General features: G+C 70.8%; 23 protein-coding genes and 1 riboswitch. Of the genes, 15 read left to right on the top strand and 8 right to left on the bottom strand.

Annotated features, from left to right (window positions below):
- The first annotated feature begins 23 nt into the window (after positions 1 to 23).
- Complete coding sequence (locus tag AB0J91_RS18910; RefSeq protein ID WP_363870495.1) at positions 24 to 1,448, top strand: aminotransferase class I/II-fold pyridoxal phosphate-dependent enzyme; 1,425 nt, start codon at positions 24 to 26, stop codon at positions 1,446 to 1,448.
- Here the strand turns inward: AB0J91_RS18910 and AB0J91_RS18905 are convergent.
- Positions 1,445 to 2,332 carry a DMT family transporter gene (locus tag AB0J91_RS18905; protein WP_363870385.1) on the bottom strand — a complete coding sequence of 296 codons (888 nt, stop codon included), beginning with the start codon at positions 2,330 to 2,332 and terminating at the stop codon, positions 1,445 to 1,447. The genes AB0J91_RS18910 and AB0J91_RS18905 overlap by 4 nt on opposite strands.
- 92 nt (positions 2,333 to 2,424) lie before the next feature.
- On the opposite strand from AB0J91_RS18905, the gene AB0J91_RS18900 reads away from it, so the two are divergent.
- Positions 2,425 to 3,279 carry a LysR substrate-binding domain-containing protein gene (locus tag AB0J91_RS18900; protein WP_363870382.1) on the top strand — a complete coding sequence of 285 codons (855 nt, stop codon included), beginning with the start codon at positions 2,425 to 2,427 and terminating at the stop codon, positions 3,277 to 3,279.
- Positions 3,280 to 3,368: 89 nt separating this feature from the next.
- Here the strand turns inward: AB0J91_RS18900 and AB0J91_RS18895 are convergent, their stop codons facing one another.
- Positions 3,369 to 3,638 (bottom strand): DUF1876 domain-containing protein, encoded by a 270-nt coding sequence (locus tag AB0J91_RS18895; protein WP_363789077.1) that lies wholly within the window; start codon positions 3,636 to 3,638, stop codon positions 3,369 to 3,371.
- 183 nt (positions 3,639 to 3,821) lie between these two features.
- Positions 3,822 to 3,946, top strand: a riboswitch (cobalamin riboswitch).
- A 79-nt stretch (positions 3,947 to 4,025) separates the two neighbouring features.
- On the opposite strand from AB0J91_RS18895, the gene AB0J91_RS18890 reads away from it, so the two are divergent.
- From AB0J91_RS18890 to cobA, 4 genes are read left to right on the top strand one after another with little or no spacing between them, the layout of a single operon-like run.
- Complete coding sequence (locus tag AB0J91_RS18890; protein ID WP_363870379.1) at positions 4,026 to 5,078, top strand: nickel transporter; 1,053 nt, start codon at positions 4,026 to 4,028, stop codon at positions 5,076 to 5,078.
- Positions 5,079 to 5,093: 15 nt separating this feature from the next.
- Entirely contained in the window at positions 5,094 to 5,705 is a 612-nt protein-coding gene (locus tag AB0J91_RS18885) for a precorrin-8X methylmutase (RefSeq protein ID WP_363870376.1), read from the top strand.
- Complete coding sequence (locus AB0J91_RS18880; protein WP_363789080.1) at positions 5,702 to 6,607, top strand: sirohydrochlorin chelatase; 906 nt, start codon at positions 5,702 to 5,704, stop codon at positions 6,605 to 6,607. Before AB0J91_RS18885 ends, AB0J91_RS18880 begins: the two co-directional genes overlap by 4 nt.
- Entirely contained in the window at positions 6,588 to 7,799 is a 1,212-nt protein-coding gene (gene cobA, locus AB0J91_RS18875; protein ID WP_363870374.1) for a uroporphyrinogen-III C-methyltransferase, read from the top strand. Before AB0J91_RS18880 ends, cobA begins: the two co-directional genes overlap by 20 nt.
- A gap of 372 nt (positions 7,800 to 8,171) precedes the next feature.
- Here cobA and AB0J91_RS18870 read toward each other — a convergent pair whose 3' ends face one another.
- The 3 genes from AB0J91_RS18870 to AB0J91_RS18860 form a co-directional block, all read right to left on the bottom strand.
- Complete coding sequence (locus AB0J91_RS18870) at positions 8,172 to 9,560, bottom strand: DEAD/DEAH box helicase (protein WP_363789313.1); 1,389 nt, start codon at positions 9,558 to 9,560, stop codon at positions 8,172 to 8,174.
- 335 nt (positions 9,561 to 9,895) lie between these two features.
- Positions 9,896 to 10,639, bottom strand: coding sequence for a peroxide stress protein YaaA (yaaA, locus tag AB0J91_RS18865; RefSeq protein WP_363870371.1), 744 nt, complete (start codon positions 10,637 to 10,639; stop codon positions 9,896 to 9,898).
- Positions 10,640 to 10,657: 18 nt separating this feature from the next.
- On the bottom strand, positions 10,658 to 11,551 hold the full coding sequence (locus AB0J91_RS18860) for a DUF559 domain-containing protein (RefSeq protein ID WP_363870368.1): 894 nt from the start codon (positions 11,549 to 11,551) through the stop codon (positions 10,658 to 10,660).
- Between the two features lie 446 nt (positions 11,552 to 11,997).
- Here AB0J91_RS18860 and AB0J91_RS18855 point away from each other — a divergent pair, with 446 nt between their 5' ends.
- Both AB0J91_RS18855 and AB0J91_RS18850 read left to right on the top strand, forming a co-directional pair.
- Complete coding sequence (locus AB0J91_RS18855) at positions 11,998 to 13,743, top strand: proline--tRNA ligase (RefSeq protein ID WP_363870365.1); 1,746 nt, start codon at positions 11,998 to 12,000, stop codon at positions 13,741 to 13,743.
- Between the two features lie 81 nt (positions 13,744 to 13,824).
- Complete coding sequence (locus AB0J91_RS18850; protein ID WP_363870362.1) at positions 13,825 to 14,658, top strand: phosphatidylinositol-specific phospholipase C/glycerophosphodiester phosphodiesterase family protein; 834 nt, start codon at positions 13,825 to 13,827, stop codon at positions 14,656 to 14,658.
- A 16-nt stretch (positions 14,659 to 14,674) separates the two neighbouring features.
- On the opposite strand, the gene AB0J91_RS18845 is transcribed toward AB0J91_RS18850, so the two are convergent.
- Positions 14,675 to 15,085 (bottom strand): YjbQ family protein, encoded by a 411-nt coding sequence (locus AB0J91_RS18845; protein ID WP_363870360.1) that lies wholly within the window; start codon positions 15,083 to 15,085, stop codon positions 14,675 to 14,677.
- Between the two features lie 57 nt (positions 15,086 to 15,142).
- Between AB0J91_RS18845 and AB0J91_RS18840 the strand changes: the two genes are divergently transcribed.
- Together AB0J91_RS18840 and AB0J91_RS18835 are read left to right on the top strand one after the other, a co-directional pair.
- On the top strand, positions 15,143 to 16,168 hold the full coding sequence (locus AB0J91_RS18840; RefSeq protein WP_363870357.1) for an aminotransferase class V-fold PLP-dependent enzyme: 1,026 nt from the start codon (positions 15,143 to 15,145) through the stop codon (positions 16,166 to 16,168).
- Positions 16,169 to 16,259: 91 nt separating this feature from the next.
- Positions 16,260 to 17,072 (top strand): hypothetical protein, encoded by an 813-nt coding sequence (locus tag AB0J91_RS18835; RefSeq protein ID WP_363870355.1) that lies wholly within the window; start codon positions 16,260 to 16,262, stop codon positions 17,070 to 17,072.
- Between the two features lie 108 nt (positions 17,073 to 17,180).
- On the opposite strand, the gene AB0J91_RS18830 is transcribed toward AB0J91_RS18835, so the two are convergent.
- Positions 17,181 to 17,630, bottom strand: coding sequence for a ferritin-like domain-containing protein (locus AB0J91_RS18830; protein ID WP_363870352.1), 450 nt, complete (start codon positions 17,628 to 17,630; stop codon positions 17,181 to 17,183).
- Positions 17,627 to 18,115, bottom strand: coding sequence for a hypothetical protein (locus AB0J91_RS18825; protein WP_363870349.1), 489 nt, complete (start codon positions 18,113 to 18,115; stop codon positions 17,627 to 17,629). Before AB0J91_RS18825 ends, AB0J91_RS18830 begins: the two co-directional genes overlap by 4 nt.
- A gap of 266 nt (positions 18,116 to 18,381) precedes the next feature.
- On the opposite strand from AB0J91_RS18825, the gene rimP reads away from it, so the two are divergent.
- From rimP to AB0J91_RS18800, 5 genes are all read left to right on the top strand, one after another.
- Positions 18,382 to 18,939, top strand: coding sequence for a ribosome maturation factor RimP (rimP, locus tag AB0J91_RS18820; protein WP_363789091.1), 558 nt, complete (start codon positions 18,382 to 18,384; stop codon positions 18,937 to 18,939).
- Positions 18,936 to 20,006, top strand: a complete 1,071-nt coding sequence (gene nusA, locus AB0J91_RS18815; RefSeq protein ID WP_363870347.1) for a transcription termination factor NusA — start codon at positions 18,936 to 18,938, stop codon at positions 20,004 to 20,006. Before rimP ends, nusA begins: the two co-directional genes overlap by 4 nt.
- Before the next feature lie 86 nt (positions 20,007 to 20,092).
- Entirely contained in the window at positions 20,093 to 20,434 is a 342-nt protein-coding gene (locus AB0J91_RS18810; RefSeq protein ID WP_363870344.1) for a YlxR family protein, read from the top strand.
- A gap of 92 nt (positions 20,435 to 20,526) precedes the next feature.
- Positions 20,527 to 23,526 (top strand): translation initiation factor IF-2, encoded by a 3,000-nt coding sequence (infB, locus tag AB0J91_RS18805; RefSeq protein WP_363870341.1) that lies wholly within the window; start codon positions 20,527 to 20,529, stop codon positions 23,524 to 23,526.
- 64 nt (positions 23,527 to 23,590) lie between these two features.
- Positions 23,591 to 23,884 carry a DUF503 domain-containing protein gene (locus AB0J91_RS18800; protein WP_132684481.1) on the top strand — a complete coding sequence of 98 codons (294 nt, stop codon included), beginning with the start codon at positions 23,591 to 23,593 and terminating at the stop codon, positions 23,882 to 23,884.
- Positions 23,885 to 24,020 lie beyond the last annotated feature (136 nt).

Genomic DNA, 24,020 nt, shown 5'->3' with positions numbered 1-24,020 from the left:
AGGGTGGTCGGGTGGGTGGTGACATGTCGCCGGAGGAGTTCCGGCGGGTCGGCAAGCAGGTCGTGGACTGGATCGCGGATTACCGAGCGGGGATCGAGTCGCTCCCGGTGCGCTCGCAGGTGGGGCCGGGGGCGGTGCGGGACGCGCTCCCCGCGCATCCGCCGGAACGGGGAGAGGGGTTCGACCAGGTCCTGCGGGACCTCGACGAGATCCTGCTGCCGGGTGTGACGCACTGGCAGCACCCGGGGTTCTTCGCCTACTTCCCGGCCAATTCGAGCGGGCCGTCGATCCTCGGTGACCTGCTCTCCAGCGGGCTCGGCGTGCAGGGCATGGTGTGGGCGACGAGCCCGGCCTGCACCGAGCTGGAAACCGTCGTCGTGGACTGGCTGGCCGAATTGCTGGGCCTGCCTGCGCATTTCCGCACCGACGCGGCCGGTGGCGGGGTCATCCAGGACTCCGCGTCCAGCGCCGTGCTCGTCGCGTGCCTGGCCGCGCTCCAGCGGACCGGTGAGGACGTCGCGCGGAAGGGCATCACCCGCCGCCACGCGCTCTACGTCTCGGCGCACACCCACTCCTCGCTGGAGCGGGCAGCGCGGCTGGCCGGTATCGGCGCGGACAACGTGAGAGTCGTCGACACCGACCCGGAAACGCTCGGGATGAACCCGCGCCACCTCGACGAACTCATCGCCGCGGACGTGGAAGCCGGTGCGGTGCCGACGATGGTGTGCGCGACGATCGGCACCACCTCGACCACCGCGATCGACCCCGTGCGCGAGATCGGCGAGGTCTGCCGGAGGCGCGGCGTCTGGCTGCACGTCGACGCCGCCTACGCCGGTGTCGCGGCGGTGTGCCCGGAGCTGCGCTGGATCAACGACGGAGTCGCCGACTTCGCCGACTCCTACTGCACCAACCCGCACAAGTGGCTGCTGACCAACTTCGACTGCAGCGCCCTGTGGCTGGCCGATCGGGCCCCGATGATCGAGGCCTTGTCGATCCTGCCGGAGTACCTGCGCAACGAGGCCAGCGAGTCCGGTGAGGTGATCGACTACCGGGATTGGCAGGTCCCGCTCGGCCGCCGGTTCCGCTCGCTGAAGCTGTGGTCGGTGCTGCGCTGGTACGGGGCCGAAGGGCTGCGCGCGCACATCCGCGACACCGTCGCGCTGGCCCAGGAGTTCGCCGCGCGGGTGCGCGACGACCCCGATTTCGAGCTGCTGGAACCGCACCCCTTCGCGCTGGTCTGCTTCCGGCCGCGCTACCCGGACCTGCCGGTGAACGAGGCCAACGAGCGCACGCACCGGGTGATGAACGCGCTCAACGACTCCGGCGACCTCTACCTCACCCACACCAAGATCGGTGGACGAACCCTGTTGCGGCTGGCCATCGGCTCACCGGGGACCGAGCGCAGGCACGTCGAAGCCGCGTGGGAGCGGATCCGCCGAGCCGCCTAGACGCGGGCGGGCGCGCGGGTTTCGGTGCGAGTGCCCAGGACGCACGCGGTCGTCGCCAGGGCGATGCCGAGAACCACTGCGACCGAAGGTGTTTCGCCGAGCAGCGGCCAGGCGAGCACCGCGGTGAACGGTGGTACGGCGCTGAACAGGGCGCTCGCCCGCGCCGCGCCGCCGACCGCCACCGCCCGCAGGTAGCAGCTCACGCCCAGCACCGATCCGGTGATCACCAGCCACACCACGGAGATCCCGGCCTGCGCCCAGTGCGTGACGTGGCCGTGCTCGAACAGCGCGATCACCCCGATCACCAGCGCCGCGGCCGCGGTCTGCACGGCCGCGCCGGAGCGCAGGTCGATGCCGCCGCAGTAGCGCTGCTGGTAGAGACCGCCCGCAGAGAAGCCCAGCAGCCCGATCAGCGTGAGCAGGATCGCGGGGTTCCACTCGCCCTCGGCCGCGACCTGCCCGCCCAGGGTGACCAGCACCGCCAGCACGCCGAGCGCGAGGCCGAGGAGCCGCCACCGGCTCAGCCGCTCCCGCAGCAGCACTGCCGCCAGCGCGGCCGTGAGCACCGGGTTCATCGAGATCACCAGGGCCGTCACCGAGGCGTGCACCCCGGCGGCCATGCCGCCGTAGCACCCGCCGAACTGCATCGCGTGCGTCAGCAGACCGGCCGCGGCGCTGTGCCCGAGGCCGCCGCCGGTCGGCCAGACGGCCCGGCGCACCAGCGCGATCGCCGTGAGCACCGTCGCCGCCAGCGTCAGGCGCACGGCGGTCAGCAGGAACGGCGGGGCGGCGGCCACGCCCAGAGCTCCGGTCGGGTAACCGCTGGCCCAGAAGAAGACGATCGGTGCGGCGAGCGAGAGCGGGATCGACCGCGAGGTGTGCATGTCCACGAGCGTTCCGGTGCGGCTCCGCCGTGTCCAACAACGATAAGCAATCGCGATCGATCGCAGTTCCTGATCGGTCTAAGCTGGACGGCATGAGTGCGGTGCTCGACGTCGTCGCGCTGCGCAGCCTGGTGGCCGTCGCCGAGTGCGGCGGGTTCCACCGGGCCGCGGCGGCGCTGTACCTGACGCAGTCCGCGATCAGCCAGCACCTGCGCAAGCTCGAACGCGCGCTGGACCGCAAGCTGGTGGTCCGCGAAGGCAGGCACGCCCGGTTCACCGCCGACGGCGAGCTGCTGCTGGCCGAGGCCCGCCGCATCCTCGACGTTCACGACGAGGCGGTGCGCAGGCTCGGCGCCGAAGGTCGAGGCACGCTGGTGTTCGGCTCCACCGAGCACGCCGCCGACCGCTTCCTGCCCGAGCTGGCTTCCGGGATGCGCACGGCGTTCCCGGACCGCGAGATCCGCTTCCGGCTGGACCGCACGGCCCGGCTCGCCGACTCGGTCGACCGCGGCAGCATCGACCTCGCTCTGCTCATCGACGACACCGTCTGCTCCCGCAGCATCGACGCAGGTCGTTTCCGGCTGGAGTGGTTCTCCGCTCCGGACTGGCAGCCGCCGCCCGAGGACCGGCCGCTGCCGATGGTCGTGTTCGACCAGCCCTGCACCCTGCGCAGACACGCGATCGAGGCGATGGACGCGCTCGGCAGGGGGCCGGATCTGGTCTGCGAAGCGGCCGACCTCTCCGGCGTGCTCGCCGCGGCACGCGCGGGTCTGGGCGTGACGCTCCTGCCCTCGACCAAGACCCGGCCGGTCGGGCTGGTCGAGCGCCGCGACCTGCCGCGCCTGGACCCCGTCCAACTCCGGGTGCGCGCCAAGCCGGGCCTGCCCGTGGACGTCGCCGAAGTCGCCGCGAACGTCGTCCGCGACGTCCTCGCCGAGGTCGCGTGAGCAGACCGCGGTGAAGGCCAGTGCGCCGGTCCGGAAGCCGAGTGCCTCCGATCAGCTCGATCTCCCCGCCGACGGTTCTGGAGAGCTGGTCAGGCGGGCAGGTGGACGCGCCTGCGGAGTCGGTCTCCGATGTCGTTGGAGGCGTTGTCCAGGAGCTTGTGGGCGAGTTCGAAGAGGGCTCGCGCGATGGCGATCTCGTCGCCGATCTGCGGTACCTCGGGGTCGTCGGGGTGCCTGCGGGCCGTGCCGTGACCGTGCAGCGCCTGCCCGGCGGGAGTGGTGAATCCGACATCCGCGGTCGTCTTCGCCCCTGCCTCCACGACCTGCAGGTTCAGCGTGATCGAGTGCGTCTCGTTCATGGTGGCCTCCTTGACGCAGCATCGAGCCGGAGCAATGGGCTCACCCGACCGTGTACCCCTGTTTGAGCCAGTTGAAAGCGGTATCGACCGACGGGAGCAGCGCGCAGATCACGCAACGTGATCGATTTCACCAGGTTTGACCTCGGACCGTAGATCAGGCAAGGATGACCGTCGCCGACAGTGCAGGAACCCGGTGCGAGTCCGGGACGGTCCCGCCACTGTGACCGGGGAGTGGTCCCCACCCATCGCCACGGCTGTCACCAGCTGGAAGGCGGGGGAACCACGCCGATCCGGGAGTCAGGACACTGCGCGCCGGCCCCGCGCCGCGAACCCGCGGCGCGCGGCCACCGAACCCCGGGCGGGAGAACCCAGGAGGTCGGATATCCCATGAGTCGGGATGCCGAAGTGAGCCGGCACACCACCGGCTGGGGCGCGCGCGAGCGCCGGAAGTCAGCGGTCCTGCTGGCCGCCATCGGAGCACTGCACCTCGCGGGCTGGGGTGCCTACCTGCTGCACGAGCAGGCGTTCAGCACCGCCGGTGGCCTCGCCGCCGCCGGCACCACCGCCTACCTGCTCGGCCTGCGGCACGGCTTCGACGCCGACCACGTCGCCGTCATCGACGACGCCACCCGGCTGCTGATGCAGCGCGGCAGGCGTCCGGTGTCCACCGGCATGTGGTTCGCCCTCGGCCACGCCAGCGTCGTGATGCTGCTGGCCTGCGCGGTCGCCTTCATCGCCGGACCCGCCGCCCAGCAGTGGGCCGAGCAGACCGGCGTGCGCATGGCCACCGCCGTCGACCTGATCGTGGTCGCCGTGCTGACCGCCCTCGTCGTGCTCAACGCGCTCGTGCTGCGCGACGCGTGGCGGCTGCTGCGCCGCGCCCGGAGCGGCGCCATCGACGAAACCGAGGTCGAGATCGTCCTCGGACGCCGCGGTCTGCTCGCACGACTGCTGCGCGGCCGGATGCAGGGCGTGGCCCGGTCCTGGCACCTGTTCGGCATCGGCCTGCTGTTCGGCCTCGGCATGCAGACCGCCACCGAGATCACCGTCCTGGCGATGGTCACCCCGGGCGCGAACCTGTCGGCCATCGCCGTGCTGAGCCTGCCGCTGCTGTTCGCCGCCGGCATGTGCACTGTGGACAGCGTGGACGGAATGCTGATGTCCCGCGCCTACACCTGGTCCCTGGCCCGACCGCTGCGGCGGCTGTGGGTCAACGTCACCACCACCGCGCTGACCGTGGGGCTCGCCGCGCTGGTCGCCTTCGTCGTGCTCTGCGGGGTCCTGGCCGAATCGGGCCTGGACTTCCTCGACGGGGTCGCCGCGATCGGTGACCAGTTCGAGCTGCTCGGATACGTGACCCTGGGCCTGTTCCTGCTGGTCTGGGGCGGTGCGGCGGCGTGGTGGCGGTTCGCCGCTCGGAAAAGCGCGGAAATCGCATAGGAAACAGGAACGACCATGAGGCGCACAGTCCACCCGATCGAGACCGAGTCCTACCGGATCATGCGGTCACGAGCCGACTTCGACCGGTTCGAACCGCTGACCCGGGCGGTCGTCGAACGCGTCGTGCACACCACCGCCGACCCCAGCTGGACCGGCGAGGTCGTCGCGGACGAACCCGCGCTGCGGCAAGGCCGCGACGCGCTGCTCGCCGGGGCACCGCTGATCACCGACGTGCGCATGGTCGCCTCCGGCATCACCGCCCGCGAGGTCCGCATCGGCCTGGACTTCCCCGGGGTCACCGACCTCGCCGCCTCCGAAGAGCTCACCCGCTCCGCGGCCGGGATGCGGCTCGCGGCGGCCGAACACCCGCGCGGTGCGGTGTGGGCCGTCGGCAACGCCCCCACCGCGCTCCTCGAACTGCTCCGGCTCGCCGAGAACGGCGAACTGGAACCGGCGCTGATCGTCGGAGTCCCGGTCGGCTTCGTCGGCGCCGTGGACAGCAAGGCCGCACTGCGGCGCAGCGGCCTACCGGCCGTGAGCACCCTGACCGAACGTGGTGGCGCGGCGATCGCCGCCGCCGCCATCAACGCCCTGCTCTACTGGGCAGAACCTGGAGGTAACCGGTGACCGAACCGCTGCTGGTCGTGGGCCACGGCACGGTGGACGAACAAGGCGTCGCGCAGTTCCACGCCTTCCTCGAACGGCTCAAGGCCCGGATGTCGGCAGCCGGTGTCGACAGCTCGGGCGGGTTCATCGAGCTGTCCGCCCCCGCGGTCACCGAAGCCTGGACCGAACTCACCGACAAGGGCCACCGCCGGATGGCCGCGGTGCCGCTGGTGCTGGTCGCCGCCGGGCACGGCAAGGGCGACATCCCCGCCGCTCTCGAACGCGAGGTCCGCCGCCACCCGGGCACGTCCTTCGTCTTCGGGCGCCCGCTCGGACCGCACCCGATCCTGCTGGACCTGCTCGCCGAGCGGATCGCCGAGCAGGTCCCGCGCGACGAATGGGCCGACACGGCAGTGGTTCTCGTGGGCCGCGGCTCGACCGACCCCGACGCCAACGCCGAGGTGTGCAAGGTCTCACGCCTCTTGCAGGAGACCTGCGGTTTCGAGACGGTTGAGACCGCGTACATCTCCCTGGCATCGCCGGACGTCCCTGGCGGGCTGGACCGGGCTCGCAAGCTCGGGGCCAAGCGCGTCGTGGTGGCCCCGTACTTCCTGTTCGACGGCGTGCTGCCGCAGCGCGTCGTGACGCAGGCGCGCGAGTGGGCCCAGACCGCACCGGAGCTCCAGCTCCACGTCGCCGGATATCTGGGGGACTGCGACGCCCTGGTCGACCTCGTCGTGGAGCGATACCACGAGGCCCTGCACGGCGACATCCGGATGAACTGCGACACCTGCGCGTACCGGGTGCTGCTTCCGGGTTTCGAGGACAAACTGGGTGCACCGCAGACGCCGCACCACCACCCTGACGACCCGACCGGGCACGGTCACGCACACGGACACGCACATGGCCACTCAAACGGATAACCACTACCTCGCCGGACTCGACCTCGCCGGTCGCCGCGTGGTCGTGGTCGGTGCCGGACCCGTCGCGCAGCGACGGCTTCCCCGGCTGATCAACGCCGGCGCCGCCGTCGAGGTGATCGCCCCGCAGGCGACGCCCGCGGTGGAAGCGCTGGCCGACTCGGGCGAGATCACCTGGAGCCGTCGCGAATACCGCGACGGCGACCTCGAGGGCGCCTGGTACGCCGTCGCCGCGACCTCGTCCGACGAGGTCAACGCCGCCGTCGGCGCGGAGGCCGAACGCAACCGGGTGTTCTGCGTCCGCTCCGACAACGCCACCGAGGGCAGCGCGGTCACCCCCGCCGTCGCCGAGCACGACGGGCTGCTGCTCGGCGTGCTGGCCGGCGGAAAACCGCGCCGCAGCGCCGGAGTTCGCGACGCGCTGCTGGAAGCGATGCAGGCCGGCGTGGTCGACGAGCACCCCGAGCCGCACGCCCCCGGCGTCGCGCTGATCGGCGGCGGCCCCGGCGCCCCGGACCTGATCACGGTCCGCGGACGGCGGCTGCTGGCCAAGGCGGACGTGGTCATCACCGACCACCTGGCGCCGCGGGAGCTGCTGGAGGAGCTGGGCTCGCACGTCGAGGTCATCGACGCATCGAAGATCCCCTACGGGCGGTCGGCGAGCCAGTCGGTGATCAACGAGACGCTGATCGAGAAGGTTCGCGCCGGCAAGTTCGTGGCCCGGCTCAAGGGCGGCGACCCGTACGTGTTCGGGCGCGGCTTCGAAGAGCTCCTGGCCTGCGCGGAGGCCGGTGTTCCCGTGACCGTGGTGCCGGGCATCACCAGCGCCTTCTCGGCGCCCGCGATGGCCGACGTGCCGGTCACCCACCGGGGCGTGGCGCACGAGGCGGTCGTGGTCTCCGGCCACGTCGCCCCGGACGACGAGCGGTCGCTGGTGGACTGGGAGGCCCTGGCCCGGCTGCGCGGCACGCTCGTGCTGCTCATGGCGGTCCAGCGCATCGAGGCGTTCGCCGAGGTCCTGATCAAGAACGGCCGACCGGCCGACACCCCGGTCGCGGTCGTCCAGGAAGCCACCACCGGAACCCAGCGCTCCCTGAAGACCACCCTGGCCCAGGTCGCCGCAGACGTCCGAACCCACGACATCAAACCCCCCGCGGTAGTGGTCATAGGCCCGGTAGCAGGCCTCAAACCCTGACCCACGACCCCGAAGTGCCCCTGGCGAGCAACCAGCTCCCAGGGGCACATCACGTCGTCCCGCTTCACCAGGGGCACCGGATTTCAGTGGAAATCAGACCTCCGACTTCCACTGAAACCCGGGACCGGATTTCCACTGAAATCCGGGGCCGGACTTCCACTGAAATCCGGGGCCGGATTTCCACTGAAATCCGGGGCCGGAATTCCACTGAAATCCGGGGCCGGACTTCCACTGAAATCCGGATCCGGATTTCCACTGAAATCGGGGGCCTGGCGACGGGACGGGCAGACACGCAGAAGCGGACGACCCCGATGGTTCTCGAGGTCGTCCGCGTTCGCGCGGTGCCGGGTTCAGCGAGGGGAGATGCGGGGTTCAGCGAGGGGAGTTGGAGCGGCGAGCGCGCTGCGGGGCGCCCGTGCGGCCGCCCGACGCTCCGCGGCGGTTGCGGTTCGCGTTGCCGCTCGAGCCGCTCCCTCCGTGGTTGGCTCGGCGGGACGGTTCGGTCCCGCGCGGAGCGCGCTGCGGACGGTGCTCACCGCGCGACTTCGCCGGCTTCTGCTGCTGGCGCTGCGGCGCGGCCAACGGCGTGCCGGACGGCTCGCGAGCGCCGGTGACGCGCGCGAGTTCGGAGTCCTGCGGCCGGACCTCGGTGGTGATGGCCTTGACCCCGGCCTGGTTCGCCATGGCGCGGAACGCCTGCTTCTGGTCGTCGGTCACCAGCGTCACCACCGTGCCGCTGGAACCCGCGCGCGCGGTGCGACCGGCGCGGTGCAGGTAGTCCTTCGGGTCGGCCGGCGGCTCGACGTGCACCACCAGGCTCACGTCGTCGATGTGGATCCCGCGCGCCGCGACGTTGGTGGCCACCAACGTGCTGGTCGAGGCGTTCTTGAACTCGTCGAGGATGCGGGTGCGGGCGTTCTGGGCCTTCCCGCCGTGCAGCGCACCGGCTTCCACGCCCACGGCGCGCAGCTTCTTGGCGAGCCGGTCCGCGTGGTGCTTGGTGCGCACGAACATGATGGTGCGGCCCTCGCGCGCGGCGATGCGCGACAGCACGTCCTGCTTGTCGGTCGCCGACACCAACAGCTGGTGGTGCTCCATGCTGTCCACGCTGGCCGACGGCGGCGCCAGCGAGTGCACCACCGGGTCGGTCATGTACCGCTCGACGAGCTTGTCCACGTCACCGTCGAGGGTCGCGGAGAACAGCAGCCGCTGACCGTCGGAGGGAACCATGTCGAGCAGTTCCCGGACCTGCGGCAGGAATCCCATGTCGGCCATCTGGTCGGCCTCGTCCAGCGCCGTGCGCTCCACCTCGGACAGATCGCAGGTGCCCTGCCGCACGTGGTCGGCCAGCCGACCCGGTGTCGCGACCAGGACATCCACGCCGCGTCGCAGCGTGTCGACCTGCCGGTTGAACGAGGTGCCGCCGACGACCTCGCGGACGTACAGGCCCAGGGCCTTGGCCAGCGGCTTGAGCGAATCGGTGACCTGGGTGGCCAGTTCGCGGGTGGGCACCAGCACCAGGCCGCGCGGGCGCATCGGGCGCGCGTTCTCGGTCTGCAGCGCCAGCAGCGGAAGCCCGAAGGCCAGCGTCTTGCCGGAACCCGTCTGGCCGCGGCCGAGCACGTCACGTCCCGTCAGCGCGTCCGGGATGGTGGCGGCCTGGATCGGGAACGCTTCCCGCATGCCGCTGTCGTGCAGGGCGCGCACCAGCCGGTTGGGCAGTCCGAGATCGGCGAACGGCGCCGGGTCGACGGCCGTCACCCCGACCTCGTCGAACAGGCTGCGCTTGACCGGCTGCGCCTTGGCCTGCGGACGGCGACGTCGCGGACGCCCCGGCTGGCTGCGGCGTGCGGGCGTGGCAGAAGAAGAAGGCACGAAGAGTACTCCCCGGAGGTAGGCACGTCACGGGGAGAGCTTCGCGGGTCTTTCCGCGGGCGATCACGAGGACGAGCCCGGCGCGGTACTGCGCCGATGGGTGGGCGAAAGCGGCGGACGCCGCTCGCATTGCGGCCGAGTGCCAGCCGCAGACAGCCAGCAGTCTATCGGACCGAACGCGGCGTTCGGGGGACAGGCGCCGGGCTGTGCTGTTCGTCTCCTCAAGCCGTGACGACGACGCAGAGCTCGCGGTCGGCTTCGCGCTCCACCCGCAGCCCCGCCTCGGTGGCGACGTCCAGGACGTCCTCGACCGACCGCGGCTCCGCAGGCGCGCAGGCCAGCGCCCGCGCCAACCTGCCCTTGTGGGACTTGTTGTGGTGGCTGACGACCTTGCGCTTCCCCGAAGGGTCCTCGGACAGCACCCGCACCTCGACGGCACCGCTGACCTTCGCCAACGCCGCGTAGGCGCCCGAGCGCAGGTCCACCACCAGATCGTCCGCCGCGGCCAGCACGGGTTCCAGCGCTGGGCGCCACACGCTGCGCAGCGTCCCCAGCCCGGGCAGCGAGCCTCCGCCGGAGAGCCGGTAGGCGGGGATCGAGTCGGTTCCGCGCACCAGTCCGAACAGCGCCGAGGCCACCGCCAGCCGCTCGTCGGCCTGCTTGCGCTGCGCGGGTTCCAGGGAGCCGATGTCCAAGGCGTCGTAGAGCACGCCGGTGTAGCGCTCCAGCGCGGGAGCGGTGGGGGAGGACCACAGCGCGGAGTTGCGCTCCACCTCGTCGACCTGCCGCTCGGAAATCCCCAGAACCTCGAGGCTTAGCGGAACGTCACCGGCCAAAGTGGACAGTGCGTCGACGAGCTCGCGGCGCGTCCCGTTCAGCTCAGGGTGCGACATTCCGGCCAGCTCCAGCGGAGCGCCGTCCCCACCAGCAGCCTTGGTCTCCGAAGGAGGAAGCAGAACCAACACGCCCACCAGGGTAAGCGGTCACGCGGCCTTCCCCGACCGGCCTCCCAGCGCTGCCGCGACCTCGGCGATGACCTCGTCCACGTGATCGCGGAGCCGGTCGTTGGTCACGACGATCACCGTCCACCCCAACGCTCTGAGCCGATCGCGACGAACGCGGTCGTGCTCCGCCTGCGCCGGATCCGCGTGCCAGCCGCCGTCGTACTCGACCGCGACCTTCGCCTCCTCGAAGGCGAGGTCGAGCCGAGCGACGAAGCGATCCCCGTCGAAGACCTCCAGCTGCGGCACGGGATGCATCCCGCGCAGCGCGAACTCGACCCGGAGAACCGACTCGGGAACCGATTCGGCCCGCCCGTCCAAGTACGGAACCCGCAGCCGTGCGCGCCTGATCCCGTGGTCGTGCCTGCCGACGAGGAATCCCGCGATCTCGTCCGCCGTGATGACCCCGGCGTGCAGCAGGGCGTCGCACTGGGCGACCGCCTGCGTGATCGACCGCTGCTTGAGCAGGTCGAACGCGATGCGCGGAAACCCGGCCACGCCGACCCCGCGCCACGGCGAGTGCTCGAACTCCCCTACCCGCACCGCGGAGCAGCGCAGGCCCTTCCTGCGCATCATCCCGAACTTGCGGGGCACGATCGCATCGACCGGGGTGCCGAAGTCCGCGAGCGGAACGCCGCGCAGCGTCGCCGCGGAACGGCCCGTGATGACGGCACCTGACGGCAGTGTCAAGGCCGCCGCCGCGCACTTGAGCTCGGTGTTCAACCGGGTGCCCGGCGGGGTGTACACGCCGTGCATGACGCGGACGCAGCGGGCGTGAAGCTCCTCGTCGCTCCATCCCGCCGCGATGGCCTCGCAACGGCGGAAGACGTTGATGGGCGGATCGTCGATGATCGGTGGTTTCTTCGGATGTCTCATGCAGGGAAGAGGCGCGGACCCCGCTTACAGATACACCTGCCCGAGAATCTCCCGGAAATCCCGCCTGATCGGGTGGTGTTCAAGATTTCAGTGGAACTCGGGTCCCGGATTTCAGTGGAAATCAGAACCCGGATTTCAGTGGAAGTCAGGTCCCCGGTTTCAGTGGAAATCGGGAACCCGACTTCAGTGGAAATCTGGTCTCCGACTTCCACTGAAATCTGGTTGCCCGGCTGGCACCGGGATCCATCGGGGGTTTCGCGCGGGGGCGGGGCCTCGGGGATGTGGGGGTGAGGTGGATGGTGGGGGTGGTGGTGAAATGGTTTGACCTGGGGGTTTGGGGTTGGGGAGGATTGCTGGGTGGCGTGGTGCGACCGCGCAGACGGGCGAGTCGGTGTGGTCGCTACCCTGCCTGTATTCCCATCGGGCCGAACTAGGAGCCAGTAGCCGTGATCACGAGGATGTCGACGTTGTTCCTGCGTACGCTGCGCGAGGATCCGGCCGACGCCGAGGTGCCGAGCCACAAGCTGCTCGTGCGGGCCGGCTACGTGCGGCGCATCGCGCCGGGCATCTACTCGTGGCTGCCGCTGGGTCTGCGCGTGCTGCGCCGGGTCGAGGAGGTCGTGCGCCAGGAGATGGACGCCATCGGCGCGCAGGAGATCCACTTCCCCGCGCTGCTGCCCAAGGAGCCCTACGAGGCGTCCAACCGCTGGACCGAGTACGGGCCGAACCTGTTCCGGCTCAAGGACCGCAAGAACGCCGACTACCTGCTCGGGCCCACGCACGAGGAGCTGTTCACCCTCACCGTCAAGGGCGAGTACAGCTCCTACAAGGACTACCCGGTCGTGCTGTACCAGATCCAGACCAAGTACCGGGACGAGGAGCGCCCCCGCGCGGGCATCCTGCGCGGCCGCGAGTTCGTGATGAAGGACTCCTACTCCTTCGACATCGACGACGAGGGCCTCTCGGCGTCCTACCAGCGGCACCGCGACGCCTACATCAAGCTCTTCGACCGGGTCGGCCTGCGCTACGTGATCGTGGCGGCCACCTCCGGCGCGATGGGCGGTTCGGCCTCGGAGGAGTTCCTGGCCGAGAGCCCCACCGGTGAGGACACGTTCGTCCGCAGCACCGAGTCCGGTTTCGCCGCCAACGTCGAGGCCGTGGTCACCCCCGCACCGCCCGCGGAGTCCATTGAGGACAAGCCGGCCGCCGAGGTGCACCACACCCCGAGCACGCCGACCATCGAGTCGTTGGTCGACTTCCTCAACGCCAACACCGACCGCAAGTTCACCGCCGCCGACACCCTGAAGAACGTGCTGGTCAAGACCCGCCAGCCGGGTTCGGACGAGTGGCAGCTGCTGGCGATCGGCGTGCCCGGCGACCGCGAGGTCGACATGAAGCGCCTCGAAGCCTCGCTGGAACCGGCCGAGGTCGCGCTGCTGGACGAGTCCGACTTCGCCGCCAACCCGTTCCTGGTCAAGGGCTACATCGGCCCGAAGGCGTTGCAGGAGAACGGTGTTCGTTACGTCGTCGACCCGCGCGTGGTCACCGGCACCGCCTGGGTCACCGGCGCGGACAAGACCGACCACCACGTGCTGGACCTCGTGTGCGGCCGCGACTTCACGCCGGACGGCACCATCGAGGCCGCCGAGGTCCGCGAGGGCGACCCGTCGCCCGACGGCAGGGGAACCCTGGTGGCCGCGCGCGGCATCGAGATCGGGCACATCTTCCAGCTCGGCCGCAAGTACGCCGACGCGTTCTCGCTGGACGCGCTCGGGCAGGACGGCAAGCCCAAGCGGATCACCATGGGCTCCTACGGCGTCGGTGTGTCCCGCCTGGTCGCGGCCATCGCCGAGCAGAGCCACGACGACATGGGCCTGGCGTGGCCGCGCGAGGTCGCCCCGGCTGACGTGCACGTGGTCATCGCGGGCAAGGACGAGACCGTCCGGGCCCGCGCCGAGGAGATGGCCGCCGAGCTCGACGCAGCCGGCGTGCAGGTGATCCTCGACGACCGCACGGTCTCGCCGGGCGTGAAGTTCGCCGACGCCGAGCTGGTCGGCATCCCGTCGATCCTGGTGGTCGGCAAGGGCCTGGCCAACGGTGTCGTCGAGGTCCGCGACCGGCTCTCCGACGAGCGCGCCGAGGTCGCGGCCGACGACGCGGTGGCGCACCTGATCGACGTCGTGCGTGGCTGAATCTCGTCAGCGCACGCCCTGACCAGGGCGATCGCACTAGCCTCCGGTGGTGATCAACTGATCATCACCGGAGGCTTCGTCATGCGGTCCCTCGCACGTTTCCTGCTGCCCGCGCTGGCGGCGCTGACCCTGGTCGCGCCCATCGCGGCCCACGCCGCACCGGCCGCCGACGTCGAACCGTTGGCCCAGGCCCACGCGCACAACGACTACCTGCACGAACGTCCGCTGCTGGATGCGCTGGACCACGGCTTCACCAGCGTCGAGGCCGACATCTACCCGCTGGGCGACTCGCTGCTGATCGGCCACGACCCCTTCCAGCTCAACCCCGACCGGACCATCGAGTCGCTGTACCTGGACCCGCTGGTGGAGCGGCTCAACGCCGGGGGCGGCAGCATCTACCCGGGCCACGACGCCGATTTCCAGCTGCTGGTCGACTTCAAGACCTTCGGCGAGGACGGCTACGAGCGGCTCGACGAGATCATGCGCGACCCCAAGTACGCGGGCCTGTTCACCCACTACGAGAACGGCACCGTCACCGAAGGACCGGTGACGGTGGTGATCTCCGGTGAGAAGCCGACCGAGTTCATCGAGGGCCAGTCCGACCGCTACGCGTTCCTCGACGGCGGCACCGGCAGCTCGATCGGTGCCGATCCGGCGCTCGTTCCGCTGGTCTCCGACGACTGGACGCAGGTGTTCAGCTGGGACGGCTCCGGCGACATGCCCGCCGACGAGCGCGACGAGCTGGAGCAGATCGTGAACGACGCGCACGCCGCCGGTCAGCGCGTCCGCTTCTGGGCCACCCCGGACAGCGCGGGCGCCGAGCGCGACGCCGTGTGGCGCGTGCTCGAGGAGGTCGGCGTCGACCACATCAACACCGACGACCTCGCCGGGCTCCAGGAGTTCCTGAGCGCGTGACGGTTGCGGCTGGGCCTCACCCGTGAAGGAAGCTCAGCCGCACCTTCCGGACCGGGTTGTCGACGTTGGTGTCGACCAGGCACACCGACTGCCAGGTGCCCAGCGCCATCCGGCCGCCGAGCACGGGGATCGTCGCGTAGGGCGGCACGAACGCGGGCACCACGTGGTCGCGGCCGTGACCGGGCGAGCCGTGGCGGTGCCGCCAGCGGTCGTCGCCGGGCAGCAGGTCGCGCAACGCGGTGAGCAGGTCGTCGTCGCTGCCCGCGCCGGTCTCGATGATCGCCAGTCCCGCGGTCGCGTGCGGCACCCACACGTTGAGCAATCCGTCGCCCGCCCCGGCCGAGCTGAGGAACCGCTGGCACTCGTCGCGCAGATCGCGGACCGCTTCGCGGCCACCGGTGCGGATCTCGATCTCTTCGCTGTGCATGCCCCAACAGTAAGAAAAGATCACTGACGAGGCCTGATCGGTGCGAGGATGGTGGTCATGCGGAAGGCTTTCGACGCGAGCTTCGACGTCCCCGACGGCTACCTCAACACCGCCAGCATCGGCATCCCGCCGACCGAGGCCGTCCGGAAGGTCTCCGAGGCGGTGGAGCGCTGGGGCCGTGGTTCGGACCGGCCCGGCGACTTCGACGGGCCCGTGGCCACCGCCCGCGACGCCTTCGCCCGCCTCATCGGCGTTCCCGCCGACCGGGTCGCCATCGGAGCCAGCGCTTCTCAGGTGATCGGCCTGGTCGCGGCCAGCCTGCCCGACGACGCGCGGGTGCTGGTGGCCACCGACGACTTCACCAGCGTGCTGTTCCCGTTCGCCGCGCAGGCCGGCCGCGGTGTCACCGTCACCGAGGTCGACCTGGACGAAATCGGCGAGCGCGCACCGGAGTTCGACCTCGTCGCGGTCAGCGCCGTGCAGTCCAAGGACGGCCGCATCGTCGACTTCGAAGGGCTCGAACTGGCCAAGCAGGAGCACGGCACGCGCGTGCTGCTCGACGTCACGCAGGCCGCGGGCTGGATGCCGCTGCGGCTGGACTGGGCGGACTGGGTGGCCGGCGCCGGGTACAAGTGGCTGATGGCCCCGCGCGGCTCGGCCTGGTTGGCGGTCCACCCCGACGCACCGCGACCGGTTCCGCACAGCGCCAACTGGTACGCCGCTGAGGACCCGTGGGAGGCCACCTACGGCCTGCCGCTGCGGCTGTCCGGTGACGCGCGCGGGCTGGACATCTCGCCGGTGTGGCTCGCGCAGGTCGGCGCGGCGGTGTCGATGGAGTGGCTGGCCGGTCTGGATCTCGCCGAGGTCGCCGCGCACTGCAGCGGCCTGGCCGACGGTTTCCGGGCGGAGCTCGGGATGCCGGCCGCCGATTCGGCGATCGTGTCGGTGGCCGACCCGGATGCCGTGGCCAAGCTCACCGCGGCCGGTGTGGTCTGCGCCAGTCGCGGAGGCCAGGCCAGGGTGTCGTTCCACCTCTACAACACCGCCGAGGACGTCGAAAGGGCGGTCAGCGCACTGCTCTGATCAGCGCAACCGGGCATCGGGTTGTCCGTCCCGTAATCCACAACCGCTACCGTAGGCACTCGTGTCAGACCGACAGGGTGTGCCTGAAGACGTGACGGGAGCGGACGGCAACACGCAGCGTGATACCGCGCCGTTGAGGCGGGACAACGCCTACATCAGGCAGGACCGCCAGGTGGCCGCACCGACCCCGGAGCACGCCACCAGGCCGGTGATCACGCACTCGCCGACGCCGCAGCAAGCGCCTCACCAGGCGCCGCAGCAGCCGTACCCGGGCACCAGCAGACAGCCCGCGCCGCCGCCTCCGCCGCCGAAGCAGCAGCAGACACGGCGCGTCACGCCCATGGGCTGGGCGCTGCGGGGACTCGTGCTGCTGCTGATCGCGGTCGTGTCCGGCCTGATCTGGAGCGCCATCAAACCCGATGACGAGGTCGCCGCGCCGCCACCGCCGAAGCTGCGCTACGACTTCACCCTGGTCCGCAAGGAAGAGGCGTTCCAGGGCTGCAAGGGTGTCTCGACCGACTCCATCCAGAACTTCTTCAGCAAGCAGGAGTGCGACCACCTCACCCGCGCGCTCTACACGACGACCCTGCCCGACGGCCGCCGCGTCCTCACCTCGGTGATCACCGTGCTGATGCCGACGCCGCAGTTCGCCACCCAGCTCAACGCGCTGACCACCAAGGACGGCACCGGCAACATCCGGGACCTGGTGGACGACGAGCGCGACGGCACCAGCGACATGCCCGACCTCGACGACGCGGCCTACGCCTCCGGGCGGCAGGACCGGCTGGTCGTGATCGGCGACTCGGCGTTCTACGGCAAGTCCTCGAAGAAGGACCCGGCGCTCAGCGACGTCACCAACGAGGCCCTCAAGCTCGGCTGGCCCCAGGACCAGGCCCCGAAATGACCAGGCCCCAGCACCACGGCCGCTGTTGAGGAGTTGCTTTTGCTTGGCGGTGCTGGTGGCTGGACCCGAGCGCATCCGTGGACTTCGTGCGCCGCGACTTATGAGCCCTTAGGCGCGCTGGCCGGGGAAGTTCTCCGCGGCGGGCTGGCGTCCCAGCGTCAGCCGCCAGCGGGTCGCCCTGGTGGCCGAGGTGGTCAGGCCGTCCAGCGCGGTCCGGCGCATCCCGGGGTCCTCGGTGCTGTCCAGCACGGAGCGCCAGCCGACCTGGCAGTCGCTCTCGGTGGTGATCAGCAGCTCGATCGCCTTCGACTGGCCGGCCACGTCGCCGCCGACGTCGTAGGCGGGCTGAGCCGGGGTCGGCGTCAGGCCCGCCTGCCGCATCGCCTGCTCGGCGGTGTCGCGCAGCCGGGTGTGCGCGTCGACGGCCTCCTCGATCGCGCTGCGCACCCGCGTCTCGCCGACGAAGGCGTTGGCCAGCCCGTAGACCCACAACGCCGCGTGCTCGGCGCCCAGCGCGTCGCCGAGAGCCTTGGCGGCCTGCTCCGAGATCTCGCTCAACCCAGCACCTCCTGCAGGCACGCGCAACTCGCGGACACCGAAGCCACCACGCCCGCGCGGTAGCCGGACAGCCCGGGAACGAGCTTCGCCGCCTGCTCCTGGCCCTCGCGCACCGCGGCGCGCAGCGCGTCGGCAGCGGCGTCGGCGGAGGACGGCGCCTTCTTCGGCGCCGGATCGGGCACCGACGGCGGGTCCTCGGGGTCGCGCGGCGCGACCCGGTCGATCTCCCGCTGCAACGCGTCGGCGTGCGCCGTTCGCGCCGCGGCGAGCTCGCGCGCCGTCTCGGCCATCCCGGAGTGCCTGCGCGCGATCGCGTTGGCCAGCGCGGCATCGGCCTTCGCGGCGGTCGCCAGCGGCAGCAGCTGATCGGGCTCGTCCGAGCCGGTACCGCACGCGGCCAGCACGGCCGCGGCGGGCGCGGCGGCGAACAACCGCAGAACACGTCGGCGCTCGATCACCGGCAGGGATGCGCGGGGGAGTTCCACGACGACCTATCCTGCCAGGCACCGCGATCAACGCGCGCACCCTGGGGGCCACCGCTGGAGCGGTGCGACCGGTGATCCGTTCAGGGCTGTGCGCAATCCGCCGATCGTAGGGGTCCCGCGTCGCGCTCGGGTGCGGGCGGACGCGATACCCTGGGCGACCGCGGCCGGACCAGACCGGACGCGGGCGGTTCGTGCCCGCGTTTCGGGTCCGGATCGCGATGCATGAGGTCTTCCAAGACCACGAACCGAAACCTAGGAGTGCCAACGTGTCCAGCCCGCCGCGTGGTGAGATCACCGCGCAGCTGGAGCCCGTCGTCGCCGAGGCCGTCGCCGAAAAGGGCTTCGACCTCGAAGAGCTCGACGTGCAGCAGGCCGGTCGTCGCCGGCTGGTCAAGGTCGTCATCGACTCCGATGACGGTGTCGGCCTCGACGACATCACCGAGGTGAGCCGCTCGGTCGCCAAGGTCCTGGACGCGCACGAGCACGTGCTGGCCGGCTCCTACACGCTGGAGGTCACCTCGCCCGGCGTGGACCGGCCGCTGACCAAGCAGCGACACTGGAAGCGCGCCCGCAATCGGCTGGTCAAGATCCGGCTGACCAGCGGCGAGCAGCTGGTGGCGCGGGTCGGCAGCGCGGATGATGAGGGCGTGCAGGTGCTGGTAGGCGCTGAGATCCGCCAGGTGGCCTACCGTGATGTGGAGCGCGCGGTGGTCGAGGTGGAGTTCCAGCAGCCACCGGCGGAAGACCTGGTCAAGCTGGAGCGGGCTGCGAGCGGCGTTTCCCAGCAGGGGGACGACCGGGAAGACACGGAGGAGTCGAGGTGAACGTCGACATCGCGGCGCTGCGGGCGATCGAACGCGACAAGGACATCCCGTTCGAGACGGTCCTTGAAGCGATCGAATCGGCGCTGCTCACCGCATACCGTCATACCGAGGGACACCAGCCGCACGCGCGGGTGGAGGTCGACCGCAAGACCGGCATCGTGCGGGTCATCGCGCACTCCCTCAACGCCGACGGCAGCGTTTCGGAGGAGTGGGACGACACCCCGGAGGGGTTCGGGCGGATCGCGGCGACGACCGCGCGGCAGGTCATCCTGCAGCGGCTGCGCGACGCGGAGCACGAGCGGACCTTCGGCGAGTTCGCCGCCAAGGAAGGCGAGATCATCGGTGGCGTGATCCAGCGGGACGCGCGGGCCAACTCGCGCGGCATGGTGATCGTGCAGATCGGTGACAGCGAAGGCGTCATCCCCGGTGCCGAGCAGGTCCCGGGGGAGAACTACGAGCACGGCACCCGGATCAAGTGCTACGTCTACGGCGTGGCGCGCAGCGCCCGGGGTCCGCAGATCTCGCTGTCGCGCACCCACCCGAACCTGGTCCGCCGGTTGTTCGCGCTGGAGGTCCCGGAGATCGCCGACGGCACCGTGGAGATCCCGGCGGTGGCCCGCGAGGCCGGGCACCGGTCGAAGATCGCGGTGCGGTCCACGGTCAGCGGCGTCAACGCCAAGGGCGCCTGCATCGGTCCGATGGGCGCGCGGGTCCGCAACGTGATGAGCGAGCTGGGCGGCGAGAAGATCGACATCATCGATCACTCGGACGACCCGGCGACCTTCGTCGGCAACGCGCTGTCGCCGGCCAAGGTGGTCTCGGTCGAGGTCGTCGACGAGCGCACCAAGACCGCGCGGGTGATCGTGCCGGACTTCCAGCTGTCGCTGGCGATCGGCAAGGAAGGCCAGAACGCGCGGCTGGCGGCCCGGCTGACCGGCTGGCGGATCGACATCCGCAGCGACGCCGATCCGTCGTCGCCGACCACCACGAGCGGCCAGGCACCCGTCCAGCCGGCCGGCCCGGACCCGGCGGTTGAGGGACTGCCCACCGTGGGTTCGGCTGAGTGACGCCCTCGGGTTAGAATCGTTAACGAGGCTCGACGCGAGGGGAGCGATCAATCCACACGAGTGCACCCGGGAATGGCCAGTGCCATGTGCCGGTTCGTACGTGCGTGGGTTGTCGTACTCGGACGTCGGCCGTTGAGCTGCTACGTGTGGTGGCTGAGGTCGGTGGTTCGAGGCCCGTCGCGGTTCCCGATCCACGGCATCGGCGACCGGGTCGGGGAGCCTGGCTGCATCCTGATCCGGCTTGCCTTCGTCTAGCCGAACGGCGCCGGGCTTTTCCGCGGGCACTTCGAGTGCCGGGATCTCTCGACACCTCAGCCGTGCAACACCACTTGAGTACCGGGCAACCGCCCGCGGTGGCTCAAGATCAGACCGACGCGGGACCCGTCCCGCGCCAGGCAACCGAAGGAAAGCAGGTCGACCCGTCATGAATCAGCCGTGAAGCTGAAGCCATGAACGCGCATCGGCGATAGGACGAGGTCGAGCGGGACTGCCGCCCGGCCTCACCCAGATGAGGAGAGCAGTGGCAGGCAAGGCCCGCGTACATGAGCTCGCTAAAGAGCTCGGTGTCACCAGCAAGGAAGTACTGAACAAGCTCGCCGAGCAGGGCGAGTACGTCAAGTCTGCGTCCTCCACCGTGGAAGCCCCGGTGGCCCGCAGGCTCCGTGACGCATATGTCAAGTCGTCGAAGAAGAGCGGCGACAACGGCAAGCCCTCTCAGAGCGAGCCCAAGGCCACGAGCGCCGGAGCGGCAGCGCCCAAGCCTGGACCCAAGCCCGGCCCGCGTGCCGAGGCGCCCAAGCCCGGTCCCAAGCCGGGTCCGAAACCGACCCCCAAGCCCGAACCGAAGGCCGAAGAGCCGGCCCCGGCCGCCCAGGCGGAGCCGAAGGCCGAGGCCCCCAAGGTCGAAGAGCCCAAGTTCGAGCAGCCCAAGGCCGAGCCCCAGGGCGACAAGCCCAAGGGCGACGCCAAGCCCGGCCCGAAGCCGGGTCCCAAGCCCGCGCCCAAGGCTCCGAGCGGCGACGGCGATGCCGCGCGCCCGAAGGCTCCCAAGCCGGGCCCGAAGCCCCCGCGCGTCGGCAACAACCCGTTCGGCGTCGGTCAGGGTGCTCCTCAGCAGCGCCCGGGTCGTCCCGGCCCGGGTCCGCGTCAGGACCGCGGTGGCCAGCAGGGCCCCGGTCGCGGTCGTGACGACCAGCGCCGTGGCGGTGGCCAGGGTGCCGGAACCGCTCCTGCCGGTGGCGGCAACAACGCCCCGCGCGGCGAAGGCGGCGGTGGCGGCGGCGGTTCGCGCCCGAACCCGGGCATGATGCCTCCGCGTCCGAACCCCGGCATGATGCCTCCGCGTCCGGCCCGCGGTGGGCCCGGCGGTGGCCCCGGTGGCGGTCGTGGTCGTGGCGGCCCCGGCGGCGGAGGCGGCGGCGGTGGCCGCGGTCCCGGCGGCGGTGGTGGCGGCGGCGGTCGTCCCGGTGGCGGTGGCGGTGGCTTCCGCCCCGGCGGCGGTGGCGGCGGCGCTCCGGGTGGAGCTCCGGCCGGCGGTGGCTTCCGCGGTCGTCCCGGCGGCGGTGGCCGTCCGGGCGGTCCCGGTGGTCGCGGCGGCACGGCTGGTGCCTTCGGTCGCCCCGGCGGTCCCGCGAAGCGCGGTCGCAAGTCGAAGCGGCAGAAGCGCCAGGAGTACATGGAGAACATGCAGGCGCCGTCAGTCGGCGGCGTCCGCCTCCCGCGCGGTAACGGCGAGACCCTTCGCCTGCGCCGCGGTGCTTCGCTGACCGACTTCGCCGAGAAGATCAACGCCAACCCGGCTTCGCTGGTGCAGGCGATGTTCCACCTCGGTGAGATGGTCACCGCGACCCAGTCCGTCTCCGACGAGATCCTCGAGCTTCTCGGCCAGGAGATGAACTACAAGGTCGAGATGGTCTCTCCGGAGGACGAGGACCGGGAGCTGCTGCAGTCGTTCGACATCAGCTACGGCGACCCGGGCTCCTCCGAGGAGGAACTGGCCGCCCGTCCGCCGGTCGTGACCGTCATGGGTCACGTCGACCACGGTAAGACGCGGCTGCTGGACACCATCCGGAAGGCGAACGTGCAGGCCGGCGAGGCCGGCGGCATCACGCAGCACATCGGTGCCTACCAGGTCGTCACCGAGCTGGAGGGCAACGAGCGGCCCGTCACCTTCATCGACACCCCTGGTCACGAGGCGTTCACCGCCATGCGTGCCCGCGGTGCGAAGTCGACGGACATCGCCGTGCTGGTGATCGCCGCGGACGACGGCGTCATGCCGCAGACGGTCGAGGCGATCAACCACGCCCAGGCCGCCGGTGTGCCGATCGTGGTCGCGGTCAACAAGATCGACGTCGAGGGTGCGAACCCGGACAAGATCCGCCAGCAGCTCACCGAGTACAACCTGGTGGCCGAGGAGTACGGCGGCGAGACGATGTTCGTCGAGATCTCCGCCAAGCAGGGCACCAACATCGACGGTCTGCTGGAAGCGATCCTGCTGACCGCCGACGCCTCGCTCGACCTCCGGGCCAACCCGAACATGTCGGCGCAGGGCGTCGCGATCGAGGCGCACCTGGACCGCGGTCGCGGTCCGGTGGCCACCGTGCTGGTGCAGCGAGGCACGCTGCGCGTCGGTGACTCGGTCGTCGCCGGTGACGCGTACGGCCGCGTTCGCCGCATGATCAACGAGAACGACGAGGACGTCACCGCGGCGCGGCCGTCGCGGCCGGTCCAGGTCATCGGCTTCACGTCGGTGCCCGGTGCTGGTGACTCCTTCCTGGTGGTCGACGAGGACCGGGTCGCCCGGCAGATCGCCGACCGCCGCGGAGCCCGCATCCGCGAGGCGCAGAACGCCGCCAAGCGCAAGCGGGTCAGCCTCGAGGACCTGGACAAGGTGCTCAAGGAGACCAACCAGCTGAACCTGATCATCAAGGGTGACAACTCGGGTACCGTCGAGGCGCTCGAAGAGTCCCTGATGAAGATCGAGGTCGGCGAAGAGGTCGAGCTGCGGGTCATCCACCGCGGCGTCGGTGGCATCAACGAGTCCGACATCAACCTCGCCACCGCGGAGAACACCATCGTCCTGGGCTTCAACGTCCGGGCCGAGGGCAAGGCGGCCGAGGTCGCCAACCGCGAGGGCGTCGAGATCCGGTACTACTCGGTGATCTACCGCGCCATCGAGGACATCGAGCAGGCCCTCAAGGGCATGCTCAAGCCCGAGTACGAGGAAGTCGAGCTCGGTCGCGCCGAGATCCGCGAGGTCTTCAAGTCCTCGAAGGTCGGCACGATCGCCGGTTGCATGGTCACCGACGGCATCGTCAAGCGGAACGCGAAGGCGCGTCTGCTGCGGGACAACGTGGTGGTCGCCGAGAACCTCAGCATCAATTCGCTGAAGCGGTTCAAGGAAGACGCCACCGAGGTCCGCGACGGTTTCGAGTGCGGTCTGACCCTGGGGTCGTACAACGACCTCAAGGTGGGCGACATCATCGAGCCGTACGAGATGCGCGAGAAGCCTCGCGACTGACACCGCACCTGCGCAGGGGGTCCACGACGGACCCCCTGCGCGGGCTCGGGGGAAGATCCCGCCCATGTACGTCGGTGCGCTCGAACTGGACGTGCTCTTCGGTGACGTCCACTCGTTGAAGCAGAAGCGGGCCGTGGTCCGGCCGGTGCTGGCCGAACTGCGCCGCCGCTTCGAGGTCGCCGTCTCCGAAGCCGGTGACCAAGACCTCCACCGCCGCGCTCTGCTCGGAGTCGCGGCGGTCTCCGGCGACGCTTCGCACGTGCGCGAAGTCCTGGAGGCGTGCGAGCGGCTCGTCGCCGCCCGCCCCGAGCTGGAGCTCCTCTCGGCCCGGCATCGCATGCTGGGGCCGGAGGATTAGGTTTGTCGGTGGTGCCGTTGCTCAGCGGTGCGAGCCGGGGGACCTGAGCGGCTCCTTGGACTCCGCGCCACCCCTCGCGCATGCCGAACACGGCGTCGCGGCGTGCTCGTCACGAAGCCGCTGGAGAACTCCCGGC

Origin of the sequence: Saccharopolyspora sp. NPDC049357 (assembly GCF_040677225.1) — a bacterium.
Lineage (GTDB): Bacteria > Actinomycetota > Actinomycetes > Mycobacteriales > Pseudonocardiaceae > Saccharopolyspora.
Note: the sequence above shows the minus strand (reverse complement) of the source record. Positions and strands in the feature narration are given on the sequence as shown.

Excerpts from the sequence above, each read along its gene's own strand:
- AB0J91_RS18910 (WP_363870495.1), top strand. The coding sequence starts at position 24 with ATGTCGCCGGAGGAGTTCCGGCGGGTCGGCAAGCAGGTCGTGGACTGG.
- AB0J91_RS18905 (WP_363870385.1), bottom strand. The coding sequence starts at position 2,332 with ATGCACACCTCGCGGTCGATCCCGCTCTCGCTCGCCGCACCGATCGTC.
- AB0J91_RS18900 (WP_363870382.1), top strand. The coding sequence starts at position 2,425 with ATGAGTGCGGTGCTCGACGTCGTCGCGCTGCGCAGCCTGGTGGCCGTC.
- AB0J91_RS18895 (WP_363789077.1), bottom strand. The coding sequence starts at position 3,638 with ATGAACGAGACGCACTCGATCACGCTGAACCTGCAGGTCGTGGAGGCA.
- AB0J91_RS18890 (WP_363870379.1), top strand. The coding sequence starts at position 4,026 with ATGAGTCGGGATGCCGAAGTGAGCCGGCACACCACCGGCTGGGGCGCG.
- AB0J91_RS18885 (WP_363870376.1), top strand. The coding sequence starts at position 5,094 with ATGAGGCGCACAGTCCACCCGATCGAGACCGAGTCCTACCGGATCATG.
- cobA (WP_363870374.1), top strand. The coding sequence starts at position 6,588 with ATGGCCACTCAAACGGATAACCACTACCTCGCCGGACTCGACCTCGCC.
- AB0J91_RS18860 (WP_363870368.1), bottom strand. The coding sequence starts at position 11,551 with ATGAGACATCCGAAGAAACCACCGATCATCGACGATCCGCCCATCAAC.
- AB0J91_RS18850 (WP_363870362.1), top strand. The coding sequence starts at position 13,825 with ATGCGGTCCCTCGCACGTTTCCTGCTGCCCGCGCTGGCGGCGCTGACC.
- AB0J91_RS18845 (WP_363870360.1), bottom strand. The coding sequence starts at position 15,085 with ATGCACAGCGAAGAGATCGAGATCCGCACCGGTGGCCGCGAAGCGGTC.
- AB0J91_RS18840 (WP_363870357.1), top strand. The coding sequence starts at position 15,143 with ATGCGGAAGGCTTTCGACGCGAGCTTCGACGTCCCCGACGGCTACCTC.
- AB0J91_RS18800 (WP_132684481.1), top strand. The coding sequence starts at position 23,591 with ATGTACGTCGGTGCGCTCGAACTGGACGTGCTCTTCGGTGACGTCCAC.